Raw genomic sequence first — 17,440 nt, 5'->3', positions numbered from 1 at the left:
TCATCCGGCCTTGCCGTTACAGGATTGAACGTGATTATTCCAGCTATAGATTTAATACAAGGTAAAACAGTGCGGCTCTATCAGGGCAGCTACGATAAAACCACTGAATATCAGCAAACTCCATTGCAGCTGCGCGACTTATACGCCAAAGCTGGCGCAGGTATTTTGCATCTGGTGGATTTAACAGGAGCAAAAAACGCCGCGGATCGTCAACTTGAGCTATTAACCAGCTTAATGAAAAATGCACCTCTGCCAGTACAAGTGGGTGGTGGTGTGCGCACCGCAGCTGATGTAGAACAGTTATTAGCAGCTGGCGCCAGCCGCGTAGTCGTAGGTAGTGTCGCTATTCGTGAGCCAGAGACAGTGCAAGGCTGGTTACGCAGTTATGGCGGCGACAAAATAGTGTTGGCGCTTGATGTCTCTATTAATGCCAAAGGCGATAAAACTCTGCCAAGCCACGGCTGGATTGAAGAGTCGACTATTACCCTTGAACAAGTGCTGGATGGTTTTATTGCAGCAGGTGCCAAACATGTGCTTTGCACCGACATCAGTAAAGACGGTACTTTGCAGGGGCCAAATGTGGCGCTGTACGCCGAGCTGGTACAAAAGTACCCACAAATTCAGTGGCAAGCCTCGGGTGGTGTGGGCTCTTTAGCTGATATCAAAGCCTTAAAACCCACAGGCGTAGCAGGGGTGATTTTAGGCCGGGCCTTGCTGGAAGGTAAGTTTACTGCAGAGGAGGCAATGCAATGCTGGCAAGACGCATAATTCCTTGTTTAGATGTGCGCGATGGCAAGGTGGTCAAAGGCGTGCAGTTTCGTAACCATGAAATCATTGGCGATATAGTGCCGCTGGCTAAAGCCTACGCCGAACAAGGCGCCGACGAGCTGGTGTTTTACGATATCACCGCCTCAAGCGATGGCCGTGTGGTGGATAAAAGCTGGGTACGCCGTATTGCTGAAGTCATCGACATTCCGTTTTGTGTCGCCGGTGGTATTAAATCTGTGGCTGATGCTGGCCTTATTCTGGAAATGGGTGCAGATAAAATCTCTGTCAATAGCCCTGCCCTGGCGCGACCTGAACTGATTAGCGAGCTGGAACACAGTTTCGGTCAGCAATGTGTGGTGATAGGTATCGACAGTTTTTTTGATAAAGAAACAGGCCAATATCAGGTCTATCAGTTCACAGGTGATGAAAGCCGCACTCAGAAAACCCGCTGGCAAACGCTGGACTGGTTAAAGCGGGTGCAGGAGCTTGGCGCTGGTGAAATAGTACTGAACTGTATGAATCAGGATGGTGTGCGTCAGGGGTATGACCTCACACAACTGCAACTGATGCGAAATGCCTGCAAAGTGCCGCTGATTGCCAGTGGTGGCGCAGGAGCTATGCAGCACTTTGCCGATGTATTTGAACAAGCCGATGTAGACGGCGCTTTGGCCGCTTCAGTGTTTCACAAAGGCATTATTCCAATCCCAGAGCTAAAAACCTTTTTATTAGAACGTAAGCTGGAGATCAGGCCATGAAATTAAATCTAACCAATCTGGACCAGCTGGATTTCAGCAAAGGCGATGGCTTATTGCCGGTCATAGTCCAGCACGCCCGCTCCGGCAAAGTGTTGATGCAGGGTTTTGCTAACAAAGAAGCGCTGCAAAAAAGTCTGGAAACCGGTGATGTTACCTTTTTCAGCCGTAGTAAAAACCGCTTATGGACCAAAGGCGAAAGCTCAGGCCACACGCTGAAATTGCAAAGCATGGCCGCCGATTGCGACCAGGACAGTATTCTGGCTTTAGCACTACCAATTGGCCCGACCTGCCATGTCGGTACCGAAAGTTGCTGGCATGAAAGCGATGCCAATCAGCCCGACTTAGCCTTTTTGGACCAGTTAGAACAAGTGATCCACAGCCGCTTCGGCGCAGATCCAAGCTCCAGCTACACCGCCTCTTTATTTGCCAAAGGCGTCAAACGCATCGCGCAAAAAGTCGGTGAAGAAGGTGTGGAAACCGCTTTGGCAGCCACAGTAGGCGATCGTGAAGAGCTAAAAAACGAAGCTGCAGATTTGATTTATCACCTATTGGTATTGCTGAAAAGCCAGGATTTGGCGCTTCATGATGTACTTGAGGTATTGCGACAACGGCATCAGAACAAAAACTAAGCTACCACTTTTTCTTACAAGCAGGTTATCGGCGTTATTTGCTGCTCTGACCTGCGTTATTCGCAAGACAATAGATCCACTCTCCTCCCCGACTTTTTTGTAAATCATTATGTTATGACTTTGCTCCAGCGTAAAACTCAGGCAGCATAAGGCTGATGTTAAAGCAGGAGCTGCCCCCATGAAATATAAAATCAAACAAAAGATATTCAGCCTGACCGACAGCTTTACTATTGAAGATGAAAACGGCAACGCGGCTTTTAGCGCCAAAGGCAAGTTTTTCAGTATCTCCAGCAGCCAAACCCTGTTTGACAGCCGCGGCGTGGAGCTTTTAAAAATCAAACGTAAGTATCTGACCATCATGCCGGCTTGCCGATTGATCTGCGCTGATGGCAGTGAGTGGCTGATCCGCAAATGTTTTTGGCCGTTCTGGACCAGTCGTTTTACGATAACAGGCCCAGCAGGCGAACTTGAGATGCACGGTAATTTATGGCAACACGAATACAAAATCAGCCAAAACGGCAAGGTACTGGCAGAAGTGTCGAAGTCCTGGTTTAGCTGGTCAGATACTTACGGTGTGGATATTTACGAGCCTAAATTAACAGCCCAGTTGCTGGCAGCAGTGATTGTCATAGACCGCATTCAACACTCAGGTAAAAACTCGACAGTAGATGATGATTGATACAGATGCAGTCAAGCCTGACTGTTAGGCAACACATAACTACAGCAGGTAGTTACAGAGAACAGTTGGGTGGCGACCTCACCAGCCGACATCCCGGCACATACGTTATCCGCTTTGGCTGCTTCCTTCCGGACCTGACCAGGTGAACGAATTAGTATTGCGGGAGGACCGATGAGGCCACCATTGAAGGTACCAGTAAAACTGGTGCGCGCATTATGCTTAAAAGCTTTTGGCTGTGCAAGAACTTAAGCATTTTCTGGATATTTTGCGGTCATTTGCTGAAAAAATGCGCGCATTTGCTGCAAATCATCGGCGAAATTTTCACCAGGGGTTAGACAAGGACCAAATACAAACTGTTTGCTTTGATAATCCAGCCCGACCAAACAAATAGGTACATCGGCTTGTTTGGCGATATGCCAAAATCCGGAACGCCATTGTGCTACTTTCTTTCGACTGCCCTCAGGCGATAACCCCAAGAGCAACGCATCGCTTTGTTCGAACTCAGCAACCACCTGTCCTACTACGCCATGAGCATGACTGCGATCGACCGGGATGCCTCCCAAAGCAGTCAACAGACCTTTCACTGGCCAGACAAAGATACTGTGTTTGCCTAAAAAACGAATGTTAAGATCCAGAGCCAAAGCTGCGGCTATACCAACAAAAAAATCCTGATTCGAGGTATGAGGGGCAACAGCAATGACCATCTTTTTGTGGGCAGGAACTTCGCCCTGAATACTCCAGCCCCCCAGCAGCTTCAGCAACCAGAGGCCAAGTTTCTGGCCAAGGTTACTGTGACGGCGTGGCAAACTTGCCGGAATAGCAGGTAAAGCCGGCATTAAGGCTGAGCCAGCACCAGCTGATGTGCTTCTAACACGCGTTTTAAGCGTTTTTGATTGTCAGGCCCTAAACGGATCATTTGACGTTGCGCTAAAGGCAAAGCTTCAATCTCCGGGTCGGCATAAGTGTAATAGACGTTAGGACGGGCTAATACCATAGGGGGGGCCACTTCAGGAGTTGCTAACAGTACTTTAATCGCTTCCTGCAAACGTACACGAAACTGAGCATTGGGGTAGCCTAACTCAGCATAAGCCTGCTGCATCAGCGGATAATAGTATTCAAATAAACGTTTCACTTCAGTCACTGAAACGCTTTCCAGCAATTGCAGGTAAGGCTCATAACGCTCAAAGTTAGCCGGGTCCAGCTGCACTGCTCCGCCATCAGCAGGTAAGGTGGCAAACTTCACTGTCATGGGTTGAAACAGTGGCTGATTTTTTGGCAATGTGCCTTGAGCGATATTATCCACATTGACCACAAAACGGCGGATCATGTCTTCTGTCACAAACAACGAGGCTAAACCGGCCTTCCAGCGTAAACCTAATAAACCACTTTTCACTTCTGCATCTGAGTTATCCAGACTGGGTAACTTCACTGTAGGTTCAACCGCCACAGCATCGTCCAGTGGTGTCTCCTGCAAAGGAGTTTCATCCTGAGCCTGTACTGTCAAACTATCGACAGGTTCTTTATCTGCAGTCAGTACATCAGCAGGTGCTGGCTGTTGCACGGTCGGAACTGGCGTAGGTTCAGGCTCTGCAACCAAAGTATCCTCAGCCCGGAAGAAAAACCAGGCAATCGCAATAAGGGTCACAGCGACCACTGCTAAACCTATGTAATATTGTTGCTGGCCTGTGCCAGGAGCCTTCTCGGTCATTTCTGTTTTTTCCTTTCACTTATTCGGGACAGTGATATTAAGCCATTGAAAAACTAGCTATAGCGTTGCATTTATTTTGCTTTTCAGCAATATATAAACAGAGAGTCTGTAAAGAGTTAAGAAGTTTCAGTGACTGATAATAAAAAAGGTGAAAACACTAATAAAAAAGTTGCTTTGCTGCTGACAGGGGGCGGAGCAAGAGCCGCTTATCAGGTCGGCGTGCTTAAAGCACTGGCTCAGCATTACCCACGCAATAGTAAAATTCCGTTTGAGATTATTTGTGGCACCTCTGCAGGGGCCATCAATGCCACTGGTATTGCCTGCTATGCGTCGTGCTTTCATTTAGGCGTAAAAAAAATTGAGTGGGTCTGGCGCAATTTTCATACCCATCAAGTGTACTACTCTGATTATTTACGTCTGGGCTGGCATTTGTTACGTGGTTTTTTAAGCGCCTTTCAAGCTGGTTATGCCAATAAGAGGCCTGTCAGCTTACTGGACAATAAACCTCTGCGTTTGTTGCTGCATAACATTGTTGATTTACAGCGCATAGACCGTAACATTCAGGGCGGTTATTTATCCAGCGTTTCTGTCACAGCGTCCAGTTACAACACGGGAGACTCCATTACTTTTTTTCAAGGCAATGAAGCCAGCGAGTGGCGCAGAGCCAAACGCTGTGGCCAAAAAACTTTACTGGGTATTCATCATTTATTAGCTTCAGCTGCTATCCCTCTGGTGTTTCCTTCTGTGCGTATTCACCAACATTATTATGGCGATGGTTCAGTCAATCAGTTATCACCACTGAGTGCTCCTATTCATTTAGGAGCCGAAAAAATACTGATCATAGGTTTAGAGCAACCCAGAACCCGCGACTTGGCGAACGCTATGCCGCATCATCCTGGTTTAGCTACTGTGGCTGGTCATTTGTTGGATACGATTTTTTCGGATACGCTGAATGCCGATTTAGAACGCATGAACAGGATCAATAAAACCGTAGATACCTTAAACGCACACAATATTCCGACTGATCTGAAGAAAGTAGAAAGCTTTTTAATCAATCCCAGCGTGAACTTTAATGAAATTGCCAGCCAGCACTTTTTGCAGCTGCCGATGGCCGTTCGAAGTTTATTGCGGTTAACAGGCATCACCCAGCATTCAGAATCGAGCTTGACCAGCTACCTGTTGTTTGAGAAGTCTTATACCAAACGCCTGATTGAAATTGGTTATCAGGATGCCATACAACAAATGCCTGAACTGTTAGATTTCTTGCGTTCATGAAGGTGCTATCAGAGGCAAATTTTAGCCAGCCTTTGCCGTCAAAAAGTCGTCATTACTAAATGCATAATTGAAAAAATCAATAAGATCATTCACTTATTAAAGTGGCACAATACCTGCAAATTCCAGATATCCTTGATATGCTCCGGAGTATCGGCAGTGGAATTATATGGTTTACAAGATATGACTTTAAGTGGAACCAGCTACGCTGGCGTCACCAGTCAGCCGCATTGGTCTGGTTTATCGACAGATCCGGCGACTCTGCCAGAGCAGTTACAAACCAGTCTGGATCTTGCAGATCAACTCCAGATTTATTCAATGGCCGCTGGCAAAGTTTTGCCTTTGCGCTCTATCCAATTGCAAACCGCTGTAGGCAAATACCTGGCACCGGGCTCTGAAGATGGCCATTTTGAGCATCGCAGTGTGTTGATGCTCAATGAGCAGTGCCTGGCGGAGCTGAATTATCAGTCTGATCAGGCGTTTACTCCGTTGATCCAGCATCAGTTATGGCAGTTGGAACGTCAATGGCTGTATCCACTTCGCAATACGCTGGTGGTTGTGCGTTTACAACAGTTAGCGTTAAAAGACAGCTTAACCGACTTGGGAAACAGACGTCATTTTGACGATCAGTTTGAGCGTGCAGTGCAGTTGGCACACAGACGCAAAGAAGCCTGTGCATTAATTCTGTTGGATTTGGATAACTTTAAACAAACCAACGACAACTTTGGTCACCCTGCTGGTGATGATGTGCTGATTGCAGTGGCTGATGCTATGCGTCAAACCTTAAGAGCCAGCGATTGTTTATTCCGTTTTGGTGGTGATGAATTTGCTATCTTACTGACAGCAGACGATGCCTTGTCGGCTGAATTGGTCGCTCATCGTCTGGTGAAGGCGATCAACCAGCATCATGTCTGTAATCAGTTTGCAGTCACAGCGAGCGCAGGTTTAGCACATCTGGCACCCAATCAAAAATCAGAACTGTTATTCAGCCGTGCTGATGAAGCTTTATCACAAGCTAAATTAGCGGGTAAAAATGCAGTGAAGGTGGCGTTGTTGAATCAGGCCTGATGCGGATCAGTATAGGTTTTAGTCGTCGAACCTTGGGGCTAAAGGACAGAAGATCCAACAGCCCTTTTTTTTACCCGCGATTTGGCGCAGTTTTAGTTTAAGGTTTTTGCCAGTCGATAAAAGCAGTGGCTTGTTCTTTAGTCGAGTTAGAGGCAAGTCCTATAACCGCAACTACCTGATTGTTTTGCACCAGCACAGGCAACAGCAAGCGTTGCCAGGGCGGTATAGCCCACAACTTCAGCCACTGTTTTAACTCTTTATTATGCCGCTGTCCTGCAGGTTTAAACGGCAAGCTAAAAAGCCCAAATACCAGATACACAGGATCACCTGTGAGTAACAAAGCTGTACCTTTGTTTTCCACGTTCAGGATAAATTGACCTACCACAGTGTTTAACTGTTGTCCTGGTTTTAATTCGAGCCAAACCCCAGGCTGCGGAACCTCTGTAACTTGCGTGATATAAGCCTTGTTGGCAAACCGGCGGATTTGATACCCATCCAGTTCCAGCAGAGGCTGAGCGTCGGCTTTAGCCTGAATCAACTCAGAAAAGAATCGCTCCAGCCAGTCGGTGGATGGATTAAGCCCAGTTAAAGCCAACCAGCGGCGCACTAACAGCTTTTGTGTGATTAAGTCTTGCAACGTTAGTAGTTTTAAATCTAATTCAGCCTCATGCATTACAGCAGGTAATAGCTGATCAAGCTGTTTCTCAACAAACTGCTGTTGCTGCTGAATATGGGCAACAGAACGTAGCGCATTTTGTCGGAACGCCGGCCAGCGCTGTTGCAGTAACGGAATGACCTCTAAACGCAAAAAGTTACGGTCAAATCTATTGTCGTTATTACTTTCATCTTCGATCCACTTAAGCTGCTGCCCTTGTGCAAAGACTTCCAGTTGCTCACGGCTAAAATCTAATAAAGGCCGCACTAACCAACCTGCAGCAAAAGGCTGCAAAGCGGCAATACCGGATAAACCGGCCGGACCTGCGCCACGTTTTAGTGCCAGCAACAAAGTTTCCAGTTGATCATCGGCATGGTGAGCCGTTAATAATGCAGTTTGGGGAGTGGTAACAAAAGCAGCTAAAGCCGAATAACGGGCGGCACGGGCCTGAGCTTCAATATTGGCAGTAGGGTTCAGCTGTACTTTTTGTACTTCAAAGGGAACGTTACGCTTAAGGCATTGCTGCTGACAAAAAGCAGCCCACTGATCGGCATTGGCACTTAAACCATGATGGATATACACAGCTTTGAGCTTGACAGCTGAACTTTGAGTCAACTGATGGCAAAGTTCCAGCAACACCATAGAGTCCAGCCCACCGGATAAGCCAAGCACCAGCAGGTTTAAACCAAGCTGTTGGATGTTCAAGCGCAGTGGTGCCAGTAACTCAGAACTATTCAAAAACAATGATCCTAAATACAAAAACCGCCTTACGGCGGCTTGCAGGGCGGTTTTTATCCCCGCCCTTTCCCACTATGCCCGCTGATTTTATACAGCTTCAGGCACAACGGCTCTATTAGCAGTAGCCAAAAGACATTAAACGCTTATACCGTCTGTCCAGCAATTCTTCAAGGCTGAGTTTTTCCAGCTTGGCCAAATCACGCAATAACGCCTGCTTTAAACTTTGCGCCATTTGCTCGTGATTGCGGTGTGCTCCACCTAAAGGCTCACTGACGATGTCGTCAATCAGGTTCAGTTCTTTTAAACGCGGTGCAGTAATGCCCATGGCATCGGCAGCAATAGGGGCTTTATCAGCGCTTTTCCACAAAATAGAAGCACAACCTTCAGGTGAAATCACCGAATAGGTGCTGTATTGCAGCATATTGACCTGATCGCCGACGCCAATGGCTAAAGCACCACCAGAACCACCCTCGCCTATCACAGTACAGAGCACCGGCACTTTCAGGCCAGCCATCACTTTCAGGTTACGGGCTATAGCTTCACTTTGACCACGTTCTTCAGCGCCCACACCTGGGTATGCACCAGGCGTGTCGATAAAGGTGATAATGGGCAAATTAAAACGCTCCGCCATTTCCATCATACGCAAGGCTTTGCGGTAGCCTTCAGGTTTTGGCATACCAAAGTTACGTTTGATTTTCTCTGAAGTGTCACGGCCTTTTTGATGACCAATCACCATCACAGTTTTATCACCTAAACGGGCTGTACCGCAGACAATGGCAGGATCGTTAGCAAAAGTACGATCACCGGCAAACTCGTCAAAGTCAGTGAAAATATGTTTAATATAATCCAGCGTGTAAGGACGCAACGGATGACGGGCTAACTGAGCAACCTGCCAGGCACCTAACTCTGCGAAAATCTTTTTGGTCAGAGTTAAGCTTTTTTCCTTTAGCTTGTTTACTTCTTCTTCAAGGCCGAGATCAAACTCGCCATTGCGGCTTACTTTGCGAAGTTCTTCTATTTTGGCTTCAAGTTCCGCAATCGGTTGCTCAAACTCTAAATAATTCAGCATCATCGACTGTCACTACCTAATTAATGAAAATCCAGTTGTATTGTTGCTAATTGTCGCAATTGATGCAACAAAGCGTCTGTTGGGGTCACCCACCATTCGGTGCCCAGAGCCACAGTGATTTGACCTTCGTCACGCTGGTACACCAGCTTTACAGGCACTGTGCCTAATTTAAATTCGTGCATAGCTTGCTGCAGTTTTTGCAGATAATCCAGTCCCATTTGCTGTTGATGTACAGTTAAGGTCAAAGATTTTAAGCATTTTTCCCGTGCAGCTATGATGTCCACTACTTCGCGGCCGGACATTGTAAGGCCACCACTGAAATCATCAAAGCTGACCTGTCCCGACACCACCAAAATTTTGTCTTTTTGCAGCAAATGCTCGAAGTTTTCGAACTGTTCGGGGAAAAAACGTACATCTAAGCGGGCAGATTTGTCATCTAAAGTGACAATAGCCCAGCGTCTGCCTTTTTTATTGATCATTGTGCGTACAGACAAGACTAAACCTGCTGCATGCACCACCTGATCGCGTCGACCTGGCTGCATATCGACTAAACGGCCAGTACTGTAATGCGGTAACTCTTCCAGATAACGGTTGATCGGGTGGCCTGTCAGGTATAAACCCAAGGTTTCCCTTTCACCTTCCAACCAGACTTCATCCGGCCAGATTGGCACTTGTTTAAAGGCACTGGCGGCATGTTCAGGCTCGGGCGCCATTAGACCAAATAAATCTGACTGGCCCATGGCTTCGGCTTTGGCCTGCTGCTCTGCGCCTTTCATCGCTTCTTCTAAAGTCGCCATCATCGCCGCACGGTGTGGGCCTAACTGGTCCATAGCACCGGATAAAATCAGCTTTTCAATGACGCGACGATTCAGCTGTTTTAAATCAACTTTATTACAGAAGTCGAACAAGTCTGTGAAGCTTCCGTGTTTAGCGCGCGCCGCTAAAATAGCTTCAACCGGACCTTCACCCACACCTTTTATCGCGCCTATGCCATAGACGATATGGCCCTGGCGGTTTACTGTAAATTTATATTCACCAGAATTCACATCAGGCGGGATCAATTTGAGCTTCATGTGCTCACATTCATCCACCAGAATAACGATTTTATCGGTGTTATCCATATCGGCAGACATGACGGCGGCCATAAACTCAGCCGGATAATGCGCCTTCATCCACAGCGTCTGGTAGGACACCAGCGCATAAGCAGCGGAGTGAGATTTGTTAAAACCGTAGCCTGCGAACTTCTCTACCAGGTCGAAGATTTTCATCGATAGTTCGGCATCGACGCCATTCGCCACAGCACCATCACGGAAGGTATCGCGCTGCTTAGCCATCTCTTCTGGTTTCTTTTTACCCATAGCACGGCGTAATAAGTCAGCGCCGCCCAGTGAATAACCAGACAACACCTGCGCGATTTGCATGACCTGTTCTTGGTACAGGATAATACCGTAGGTCGGCTCCAGAATAGGTTTGAGTGACTCATGCTGCCAGGTCGAGTCCGGATAGGAAATCTCTTCGCGGCCGCGTTTACGGTCGATAAAGTTATCCACCATGCCGGACTGCAAAGGACCAGGCCGAAACAGCGCCACTAGCGCTATCATATCCTCGAAGCAGTCGGGTTGCAGACGGCGTATTAAGTCTTTCATACCACGGGATTCAAGCTGGAATACCGCTGTGGTATCCGCCTTCATCAGCACGTCAAAACTTTTACGGTCGGTCAGCGGTATCGTATTGATATCGACCAGCGGCTTGCCTTCACGGGCCAGACGCTCGTTGGTCATATTCACAGCCCACTGCAAGATAGTCAGGGTACGCAAACCCAGGAAGTCGAACTTGACCAGACCTGCATATTCCACGTCGTTTTTATCAAACTGAGTGACGGGGTTATTGCCCTCTTCATCGCAATAGACAGGTGCAAAGTCGGTAATTTTAGTCGGCGCTATCACCACACCACCAGCGTGTTTACCGGCGTTTCGGGTGACACCTTCGAGCTGACGTGCCATGTCTATCAGGTCTTTCACTTCCTGATCGGCCTCATAAAGCTCAGGTAAACGTGGCTCTTCTTTAAAAGCCTGTTCCAGTGTCATGCCAGGCGTGGGTGGAATAAGCTTAGAGATTCGGTCAACAAAACCATAAGGATGGCCTAAGACACGTCCTACATCACGGATCACAGCTTTAGCCGCCATAGTACCGAAGGTGATAATCTGAGATACCGCCTCACGGCCATACATGTCGGAGACGTGTTCTATCACCTCGTCGCGCCTGTCCATACAGAAGTCGACGTCAAAGTCAGGCATTGATACCCGTTCTGGGTTTAAGAAACGTTCAAACAGTAAGTCAAATTCCAGCGGGTCAAGGTCGGTAATGCTCAGTGCATAAGCCACCAGGGAACCAGCACCCGACCCCCGGCCAGGGCCTACCGGAATATCGTTGTCTTTACTCCACTGGATAAATTCCATCACGACCAGGAAGTAACCAGGGAAACCCATCTGGTTAATAACGCCAAGTTCAATATCTAAACGTTCGTCGTATTCAACCCGTTTAACTTCACGCACTTGTGGATCAGGAAATAACTGTAGCAGACGTTTTTCCAGACCTTCTTTTGATTTTAAAACCAAAAAATCAGCGTCGGATAAACCACCAGTCGGGAAAGCCGGCAGGAAGTATTCCCCTAAACGTATGGTGACATTACAGCGTTTGGCGATTTCAACTGAGTTTTGTAAGGCTTCAGGAATATCGGAGAACAGCTCCAGCATTTCGTCGCTTGATCGCAGATACTGCTGCTCGCTGTAATTTTTTGGCCGTCTTTTATCTTCTAAAGTGTAACCATCATGAATGGCAACACGGATTTCATGAGCAGGAAAATCGTCAGGGCTTAACATCACCACTTCATTAGTGGCAACCACAGGCAACTGTTCGCGCTCTGCCAGCTCTACTGCAGCCTGAATATAAGTTTCTTCGTCAGGACGACCAGTTCGGGTCAGTTCAATAAAAAACCGGTTTGGGAAATGTTCACGATAAAACTGCACTAAGGCCAAAGCGCTGGGTGCATTACCTTTAATTAAGGCTTTGCCTAAAGGGCCGTCTTTAGCACCTGATAAGACAATCAGGCCTTCTTTGTATTCCACCAGCCAGTCGTGATCAATCTGTGGTTTATGATGCACATGGCCACGTAAATAGGCCTTGGACAGCAACATGGTCAGGTTCTGGTAGCCGGTATTATCAGAGGCCAAAATCAATAAACGACAAGCCTCGCCCGGAAACAGCGGATGCTGCACCCATAAATCAGCACCTACTATCGGCTTAATACCAGCTTCGTGCGCAGTACTGTAAAAACGCACCAGACCACACATGTTCATCTGGTCTGTTAAAGCAAGCGCAGGCATATTCAGCTCTTTCGCCGCTTTGACTATAGGCTTTATTTTTTTGATGCCATCGACCATCGAAAAGTCGCTGTGCACTCGTAAATGAATAAAAGCCGGATCAGCCATGCATCTGCTCCAATACATCCCGGACTGGCTTAAAACTGCGTCTGTGCTCTGCGATCACACCATGGGTTTTAATGGCAGCTAAATGCTCAGCAGTCGGATAACCTTTATGACCAGCAAAACCATAGTGCGGATAAGTGGCATCCAGCTGCTGCATTTCTTCATCCCGCGCCACTTTGGCCAAAATAGAAGCAGCACTGATTTCCGGCACTAAAGCATCCCCTTTCACCACAGCACTGGCCTGAACACCTATATCTTTCGGCACACGGTTGCCGTCTATTAAGGCCCATTCCGGCTTGATATGTAAGCCCTGTACAGCACGGGTCATCGCCAGCATAGTGGCGTGGAGAATATTTAAACTGTCAATTTCATGTACTTCAGCACGGCCTAAGCTCCAGCTTAAAGCTTTAGCTTTAATTTCTTCAGCAAGCTGCAGGCGTTTTCTTTCTGACAGTTTTTTCGAATCGTTTAAGCCAATAATAGGGTTATTCGGATCCAGTATTACAGCAGCTGTCACTACAGCGCCAACAAGCGGGCCCCGTCCTACTTCGTCTACACCACAAATCAATGCGACTGCTGGTCTTTGGTACGTTTCAGCATTCAGAGCTTTAACACTCATACAGGGTTTTCCATCACTTTTGCTATTGCCGCAGCAGCTTGTTCGCTGGCGTTACAGCGGATCAATTGATGCAGCTCTGTAAAAGAGCCAACGCATGCTTGCTGCGCTTTTTGATCTTGTAATAAAGGTGCCATAGCTTTGACTAAATTCTCTACCGTTACCTGCTCTTGCAGCAGTTCAGTCACTAAGGCTTTATCAGCCAATAAATTCGGCAGGCTAAAGAACTTCAATTTCACTAACCATTTGGCAATTTGATGCGTCAGCCAGTTCATCTTGTAGCCCACCACCATAGCGGTTTTGGCCAGCATGGCTTCTAAGGTGGCAGTACCTGAGGCGATAAACACAGCATCAGCCGCCGTTAAAGTAGTGCGGGCTTTACCAATTTCCAGTTGCACCACTAAATCCGGCGCGACCTGTTGTTTGATTTGCTTGAACAACTGCGCTTTTTGTTCTGTCACCATATTACAAATCAGCTGCAAATCAGGTTGCTGACGTTTTAGTTCCTGTGCAGCAAGCAGATAATCTGCAGCTAATAATTTGATTTCATTGGTTCTGCTACCCGGCATAATAGCCAGCACTGGTGCTTCGGGGTTTAAACCCAGTTCAGTTTTGGCTGCGGCTTTATCAGGCTGCAAAGGCATTTGATCGGCCAGCGTATGCCCCACAAAACTGCATGGCACATCAAATCTATCGTAAAAGGCTTTTTCAAAAGGCAATAACGCCAGCACCATATTGGTGGCTTTGGCTATTTTAAAAATACGTTTTTGCCGCCAGGCCCAGACCGACGGGCTGACATAATGTACAGTTTTAATACCAGCGGCTTTGAGTTTGAGCTCCACCGGAATATTAAAATCCGGTGCGTCTATACCGATAAAGACATCAGGCTGTGTGGCAGTAAGATGCCCCAGCAGCTCTTTGCGCACCAGCAGCAAACGTGGCAAGCGGCCTAACACCTCCACTATGCCCATCACCGCCAGCTCTTCCATATCAAACAAAGCGCTAAAGCCTTCGGCTTTCATCCGCTCACCGCCTATGCCATAAAATTCAGCCTGCGGGTACAAAAGCTTCAAAGCGCGAATTAAATCAGCACCTAAAATATCGCCGGAATGTTCTCCGGCGACTAAGGCGACTTTCACTGAATAAGGAGCTATCTTGGATTGCAATTCACCCATCAGCGGATAATGCCACGGCTGGAGTTGGCGATAAAATCAGTGAAGGCTTTGACTTCCGGGAATTCGGCAGATTTCTCTGCCAGAGCATCCAGAGCTTCCTGCACTGTTAAACCTTTGCGATAGACTTCTTTATAAGCGCGGCGTACTTCTAAAATCGCATCGGCGCTGAAGCCACGACGTTTTAAACCTTCAACATTTAAACCAGCCGGAACAGCATGGGAGCCGTGTGCCATCAGGTAAGGAGGAACATCTTTGACTACAATAGAGCCTCCACCGATAAAGGCATGAGCACCTATATGACAGAACTGATGAATACCACTCATACCGCCTAAAATAGCCCAGTCACCAATGTGCACATGGCCGGCAGACTGAGCACCGCTGGCAAAAATCACGTTATCACCAATCACGCAGTCATGCGCCACATGAGTGTTATTCATAAAGAGGTTATTCGACCCTATACGGGTGACCCCTTTGTCCTGAATAGTGCCACGATGCACAGTGCAATTTTCACGGAATACATTGTTGTCACCAATAATAAGTTCCGTTGGCTCGCCGTTGTATTTTTTGTCCTGACAATCTTCACCTATGCTGGTGAACTGGTAAAAGTGATTGCCTTTACCTATAACGGTCGGGCCTTTGAGCACCACATGAGATTCAAGCACAGTGTTATCACCGATCACCACATTGGCAGCGATATAACAAAATGGTCCAACTTTGACGTTCTGGCCAAGTACAGCACCTGTTTCAATCACAGAGGTAGGATGGATCATATTAAAGCTCTCTTCTGGCACACATCAATTCAGCACTACAAACGACCTGGCCATCCACTTTGGCTTCACCATAAAACTTCCACAAATTACGGCGTTCTTTTAAGAACTTCACTTCTAATACCAGCTGATCACCAGGAACTACTGGTTTCTTAAAACGAGCTTCGTCTATAGCAGCAAATAAGTACAGCTCGTTTTCAGCACGTTCTGTTACTGTTTTAAAGCCCAAAATACCCGTGGCCTGGGCGAGCGCTTCCAGAATTAACACGCCTGGGAAAATTGGCATAGTAGGGAAATGACCAGTGAATATAGGTTCGTTAATAGTCACGTTTTTAATAGCAGTCAAAGATTCGCCTGGAGTGAAATCCAAAACCCGGTCGATCATTAAAAATGGATAGCGATGCGGCAACAGGGCCATGATTTCCTGTATTTCAAGGATATTCAATTGGTTAGCCAAAGTGAACCTCTTTTATTTTATTCGTCTTTTGAAGGCGGTTGGGATAAAACAGCCATTTGCTGTTCAAGTTCCCGTAATTTTTGATACATCTGATCCAGTTGACGAAACCGGACGCTATTTTTCCGCCATTCCAGATTAGTGCTGGCCGGAGTACCGGATGAATAGATACCTTTTTCGGTAATAGACTTAATAATCATCGACATGCCGGTGATTTGCACGCCATCACAAATCTCCATATGACCATTGATAGCACAAGCACCACCAATAATGCAGTAACGGCCAATTTTAGTGCTGCCCGCGACCACTGTGCAACCCGCAATGGCGGTATGATCGCCAATCTGCACGTTGTGAGCAATTTGTACCTGATTGTCCAGAATAACGTTATTGCCAATCACTGTATCGCCTAATGCACCACGATCTATGGTGGTATTAGCGCCAATTTCAGTATCGTCACCTATGATGACAGTACCGACCTGAGGAATTTTTAGCCAGCGGCCACGTTCATTGGCAAAACCAAAACCATCTGCACCTATCACTGCGCCGCTGTGCACCAGACAGTTTTTTCCAAGCCGTACGCCGTGGTAGAGGGTCACATTAGGCCAAACTTTACAGCCATCGGCTATATGAGCCTGTTCACCAACAAAACAACCGGCGCCAATCTGTACATTCTCACCTATCACAGCTCCAGCGGATATCACCACGTTGGGGCCAATAACGGCAGAATCCGCTACGGAAGCAGAAGGGTCTATCACTATATTCTGCCCCCGCCCATAAGCGGCAGCAGGTGTGGAATCTAATAATTGAGCTATTTTCGCAAATGCCACATAAGGGTCTTTTACGATCAGTGCATTGACCGGACAATAGCTCTGGTCCTCAGCTTTGATCAGCACAGCACCGGCTTGAGTCGATTGTAAGAATTTACGGTACTTGCTGTTGGATAAGAAGCTTAACTGAGATCCTGTGGCGTCTTCTAATGTGCCAACGGCACTGATCAGTGCCGTGGCGTCTCCAACTAGCTGAGCATCGAGCTGCTCAGCTATAAAAGCCAGAGTAAGCTTAGCCATTATTTGGCTTTGCTCACCTGAGCTACAACAGCATTAGAGATGTCATATTCAGGTTTAACGAACACACCAGCCTGAGCATTTAAGATCAGGTCATAGTTGTCTTTTTTCGCAATAGCATCGATGGCAGTTTTCACTAAGCCCATCAGCTTATTACGCTCTTCAGCCTGACGCTTACGGTAGTCTTCATCCAATGGACGAGCTAACTGCTCGTAACTGCGCATTTGTTTTTCCATCTCGCCTTGCAGAGTTTTTTTCTGCTGGTCGTTCATGGTTGCGCCATCACGCTTTAATTTTTCCTGATTAAAAGCAATGTCTTTTTCCAGCTTTTGTACTTCAGCGATACGGCCTTCGAACTCAGCTTTTAATGTATTTTGAATAGAGGTCGTTTGAGGCAATTGAGCGACAATAGCTTGCACATCCACCAAACCAATTTTCATTTCTTTTGCTGCAACAGTACCAGCCATGAACAGACCAGCCATCAACACTAATGCAGTTTTTGCTAAGCTTTGCTTAAACATGTTTTCCATTTCCC

At 47.1% G+C, this 17,440-nt stretch carries 17 protein-coding genes and 1 other RNA gene; 6 read left to right on the top strand and 12 right to left on the bottom strand.

The features are described 5' to 3' along the window. Positions 1–30: 30 nt before the first annotated feature. The 4 genes from hisA to IEW88_RS04230 all read left to right on the top strand — a co-directional run bounded on the left by hisA (position 31) and on the right by IEW88_RS04230 (position 2,831). The gene (gene hisA, locus IEW88_RS04245) at positions 31–768 is read left to right on the top strand and encodes a 1-(5-phosphoribosyl)-5-[(5-phosphoribosylamino)methylideneamino]imidazole-4-carboxamide isomerase (protein ID WP_147904918.1); all 738 of its coding nucleotides are present in this window, start codon (positions 31–33) and stop codon (positions 766–768) included. Then, positions 750–1,523: an imidazole glycerol phosphate synthase subunit HisF gene (gene hisF / locus IEW88_RS04240; protein ID WP_147904919.1), complete on the top strand. Its 774-nt coding sequence runs from the start codon at positions 750–752 to the stop codon at positions 1,521–1,523. Before hisA ends, hisF begins: the two co-directional genes overlap by 19 nt. Beyond that, entirely contained in the window at positions 1,520–2,152 is a 633-nt protein-coding gene (hisIE, locus tag IEW88_RS04235) for a bifunctional phosphoribosyl-AMP cyclohydrolase/phosphoribosyl-ATP diphosphatase HisIE (RefSeq protein ID WP_053425505.1), read from the top strand. The genes hisF and hisIE overlap by 4 nt, the downstream gene beginning before the upstream one ends. 178 nt (positions 2,153–2,330) lie before the next feature. Further along, complete coding sequence (locus IEW88_RS04230) at positions 2,331–2,831, top strand: LURP-one-related/scramblase family protein (protein WP_147904920.1); 501 nt, start codon at positions 2,331–2,333, stop codon at positions 2,829–2,831. Between the two features lie 76 nt (positions 2,832–2,907). Here the strand turns inward: IEW88_RS04230 and ffs are convergent. The 3 genes from ffs to IEW88_RS04215 all read right to left on the bottom strand — a co-directional run bounded on the left by ffs (position 2,908) and on the right by IEW88_RS04215 (position 4,539). Continuing rightward, positions 2,908–3,005: signal recognition particle sRNA small type (gene ffs, locus IEW88_RS04225), an RNA gene on the bottom strand. Positions 3,006–3,076: 71 nt separating this feature from the next. Then, the gene (locus IEW88_RS04220) at positions 3,077–3,667 is read right to left on the bottom strand and encodes a lysophospholipid acyltransferase family protein (protein WP_147904921.1); all 591 of its coding nucleotides are present in this window, start codon (positions 3,665–3,667) and stop codon (positions 3,077–3,079) included. Continuing rightward, complete coding sequence (locus IEW88_RS04215) at positions 3,667–4,539, bottom strand: DUF3014 domain-containing protein (RefSeq protein ID WP_053425502.1); 873 nt, start codon at positions 4,537–4,539, stop codon at positions 3,667–3,669. Before IEW88_RS04215 ends, IEW88_RS04220 begins: the two co-directional genes overlap by 1 nt. Positions 4,540–4,668: 129 nt before the next feature. Here IEW88_RS04215 and IEW88_RS04210 point away from each other — a divergent pair, with 129 nt between their 5' ends. Continuing rightward, complete coding sequence (locus IEW88_RS04210; RefSeq protein WP_053425501.1) at positions 4,669–5,814, top strand: patatin-like phospholipase family protein; 1,146 nt, start codon at positions 4,669–4,671, stop codon at positions 5,812–5,814. A gap of 156 nt (positions 5,815–5,970) precedes the next feature. Next, a complete protein-coding gene (locus IEW88_RS04205) occupies positions 5,971–6,879 on the top strand; it encodes a GGDEF domain-containing protein (RefSeq protein WP_053425500.1) in 909 nt (302 codons plus the stop codon). Positions 6,880–6,976: 97 nt separating this feature from the next. On the opposite strand, the gene tilS is transcribed toward IEW88_RS04205, so the two are convergent. The 9 genes from tilS to IEW88_RS04160 all read right to left on the bottom strand — a co-directional run bounded on the left by tilS (position 6,977) and on the right by IEW88_RS04160 (position 17,426). Then, on the bottom strand, positions 6,977–8,272 hold the full coding sequence (tilS, locus tag IEW88_RS04200) for a tRNA lysidine(34) synthetase TilS (RefSeq protein WP_147904922.1): 1,296 nt from the start codon (positions 8,270–8,272) through the stop codon (positions 6,977–6,979). 115 nt (positions 8,273–8,387) lie between these two features. Further along, positions 8,388–9,344 carry an acetyl-CoA carboxylase carboxyl transferase subunit alpha gene (gene accA, locus IEW88_RS04195; RefSeq protein ID WP_147904923.1) on the bottom strand — a complete coding sequence of 319 codons (957 nt, stop codon included), beginning with the start codon at positions 9,342–9,344 and terminating at the stop codon, positions 8,388–8,390. A 17-nt stretch (positions 9,345–9,361) separates the two neighbouring features. Beyond that, entirely contained in the window at positions 9,362–12,832 is a 3,471-nt protein-coding gene (gene dnaE / locus IEW88_RS04190; RefSeq protein WP_147904924.1) for a DNA polymerase III subunit alpha, read from the bottom strand. Continuing rightward, positions 12,825–13,448 carry a ribonuclease HII gene (gene rnhB / locus IEW88_RS04185; protein ID WP_147904925.1) on the bottom strand — a complete coding sequence of 208 codons (624 nt, stop codon included), beginning with the start codon at positions 13,446–13,448 and terminating at the stop codon, positions 12,825–12,827. The genes dnaE and rnhB overlap by 8 nt, the downstream gene beginning before the upstream one ends. Next, positions 13,445–14,620 carry a lipid-A-disaccharide synthase gene (lpxB, locus tag IEW88_RS04180; RefSeq protein ID WP_147904926.1) on the bottom strand — a complete coding sequence of 392 codons (1,176 nt, stop codon included), beginning with the start codon at positions 14,618–14,620 and terminating at the stop codon, positions 13,445–13,447. Before lpxB ends, rnhB begins: the two co-directional genes overlap by 4 nt. Continuing rightward, the gene (gene lpxA / locus IEW88_RS04175; protein WP_053425495.1) at positions 14,620–15,390 is read right to left on the bottom strand and encodes an acyl-ACP--UDP-N-acetylglucosamine O-acyltransferase; all 771 of its coding nucleotides are present in this window, start codon (positions 15,388–15,390) and stop codon (positions 14,620–14,622) included. The genes lpxB and lpxA overlap by 1 nt, the downstream gene beginning before the upstream one ends. Before the next feature lies 1 nt (position 15,391). After that, complete coding sequence (fabZ, locus tag IEW88_RS04170) at positions 15,392–15,844, bottom strand: 3-hydroxyacyl-ACP dehydratase FabZ (RefSeq protein WP_053425494.1); 453 nt, start codon at positions 15,842–15,844, stop codon at positions 15,392–15,394. Positions 15,845–15,861: 17 nt separating this feature from the next. After that, positions 15,862–16,908, bottom strand: a complete 1,047-nt coding sequence (lpxD, locus tag IEW88_RS04165) for a UDP-3-O-(3-hydroxymyristoyl)glucosamine N-acyltransferase (RefSeq protein ID WP_147904927.1) — start codon at positions 16,906–16,908, stop codon at positions 15,862–15,864. Next, positions 16,908–17,426 carry an OmpH/Skp family outer membrane protein gene (locus IEW88_RS04160; protein WP_147904928.1) on the bottom strand — a complete coding sequence of 173 codons (519 nt, stop codon included), beginning with the start codon at positions 17,424–17,426 and terminating at the stop codon, positions 16,908–16,910. Before IEW88_RS04160 ends, lpxD begins: the two co-directional genes overlap by 1 nt. Positions 17,427–17,440 lie beyond the last annotated feature (14 nt).

Source organism: Rheinheimera tangshanensis (assembly GCF_014645135.1).
In the GTDB taxonomy this organism is placed as follows: Bacteria; Pseudomonadota; Gammaproteobacteria; order Enterobacterales; family Alteromonadaceae; genus Pararheinheimera; species Pararheinheimera tangshanensis.
Note: the sequence above shows the minus strand (reverse complement) of the source record. Positions and strands in the feature narration are given on the sequence as shown.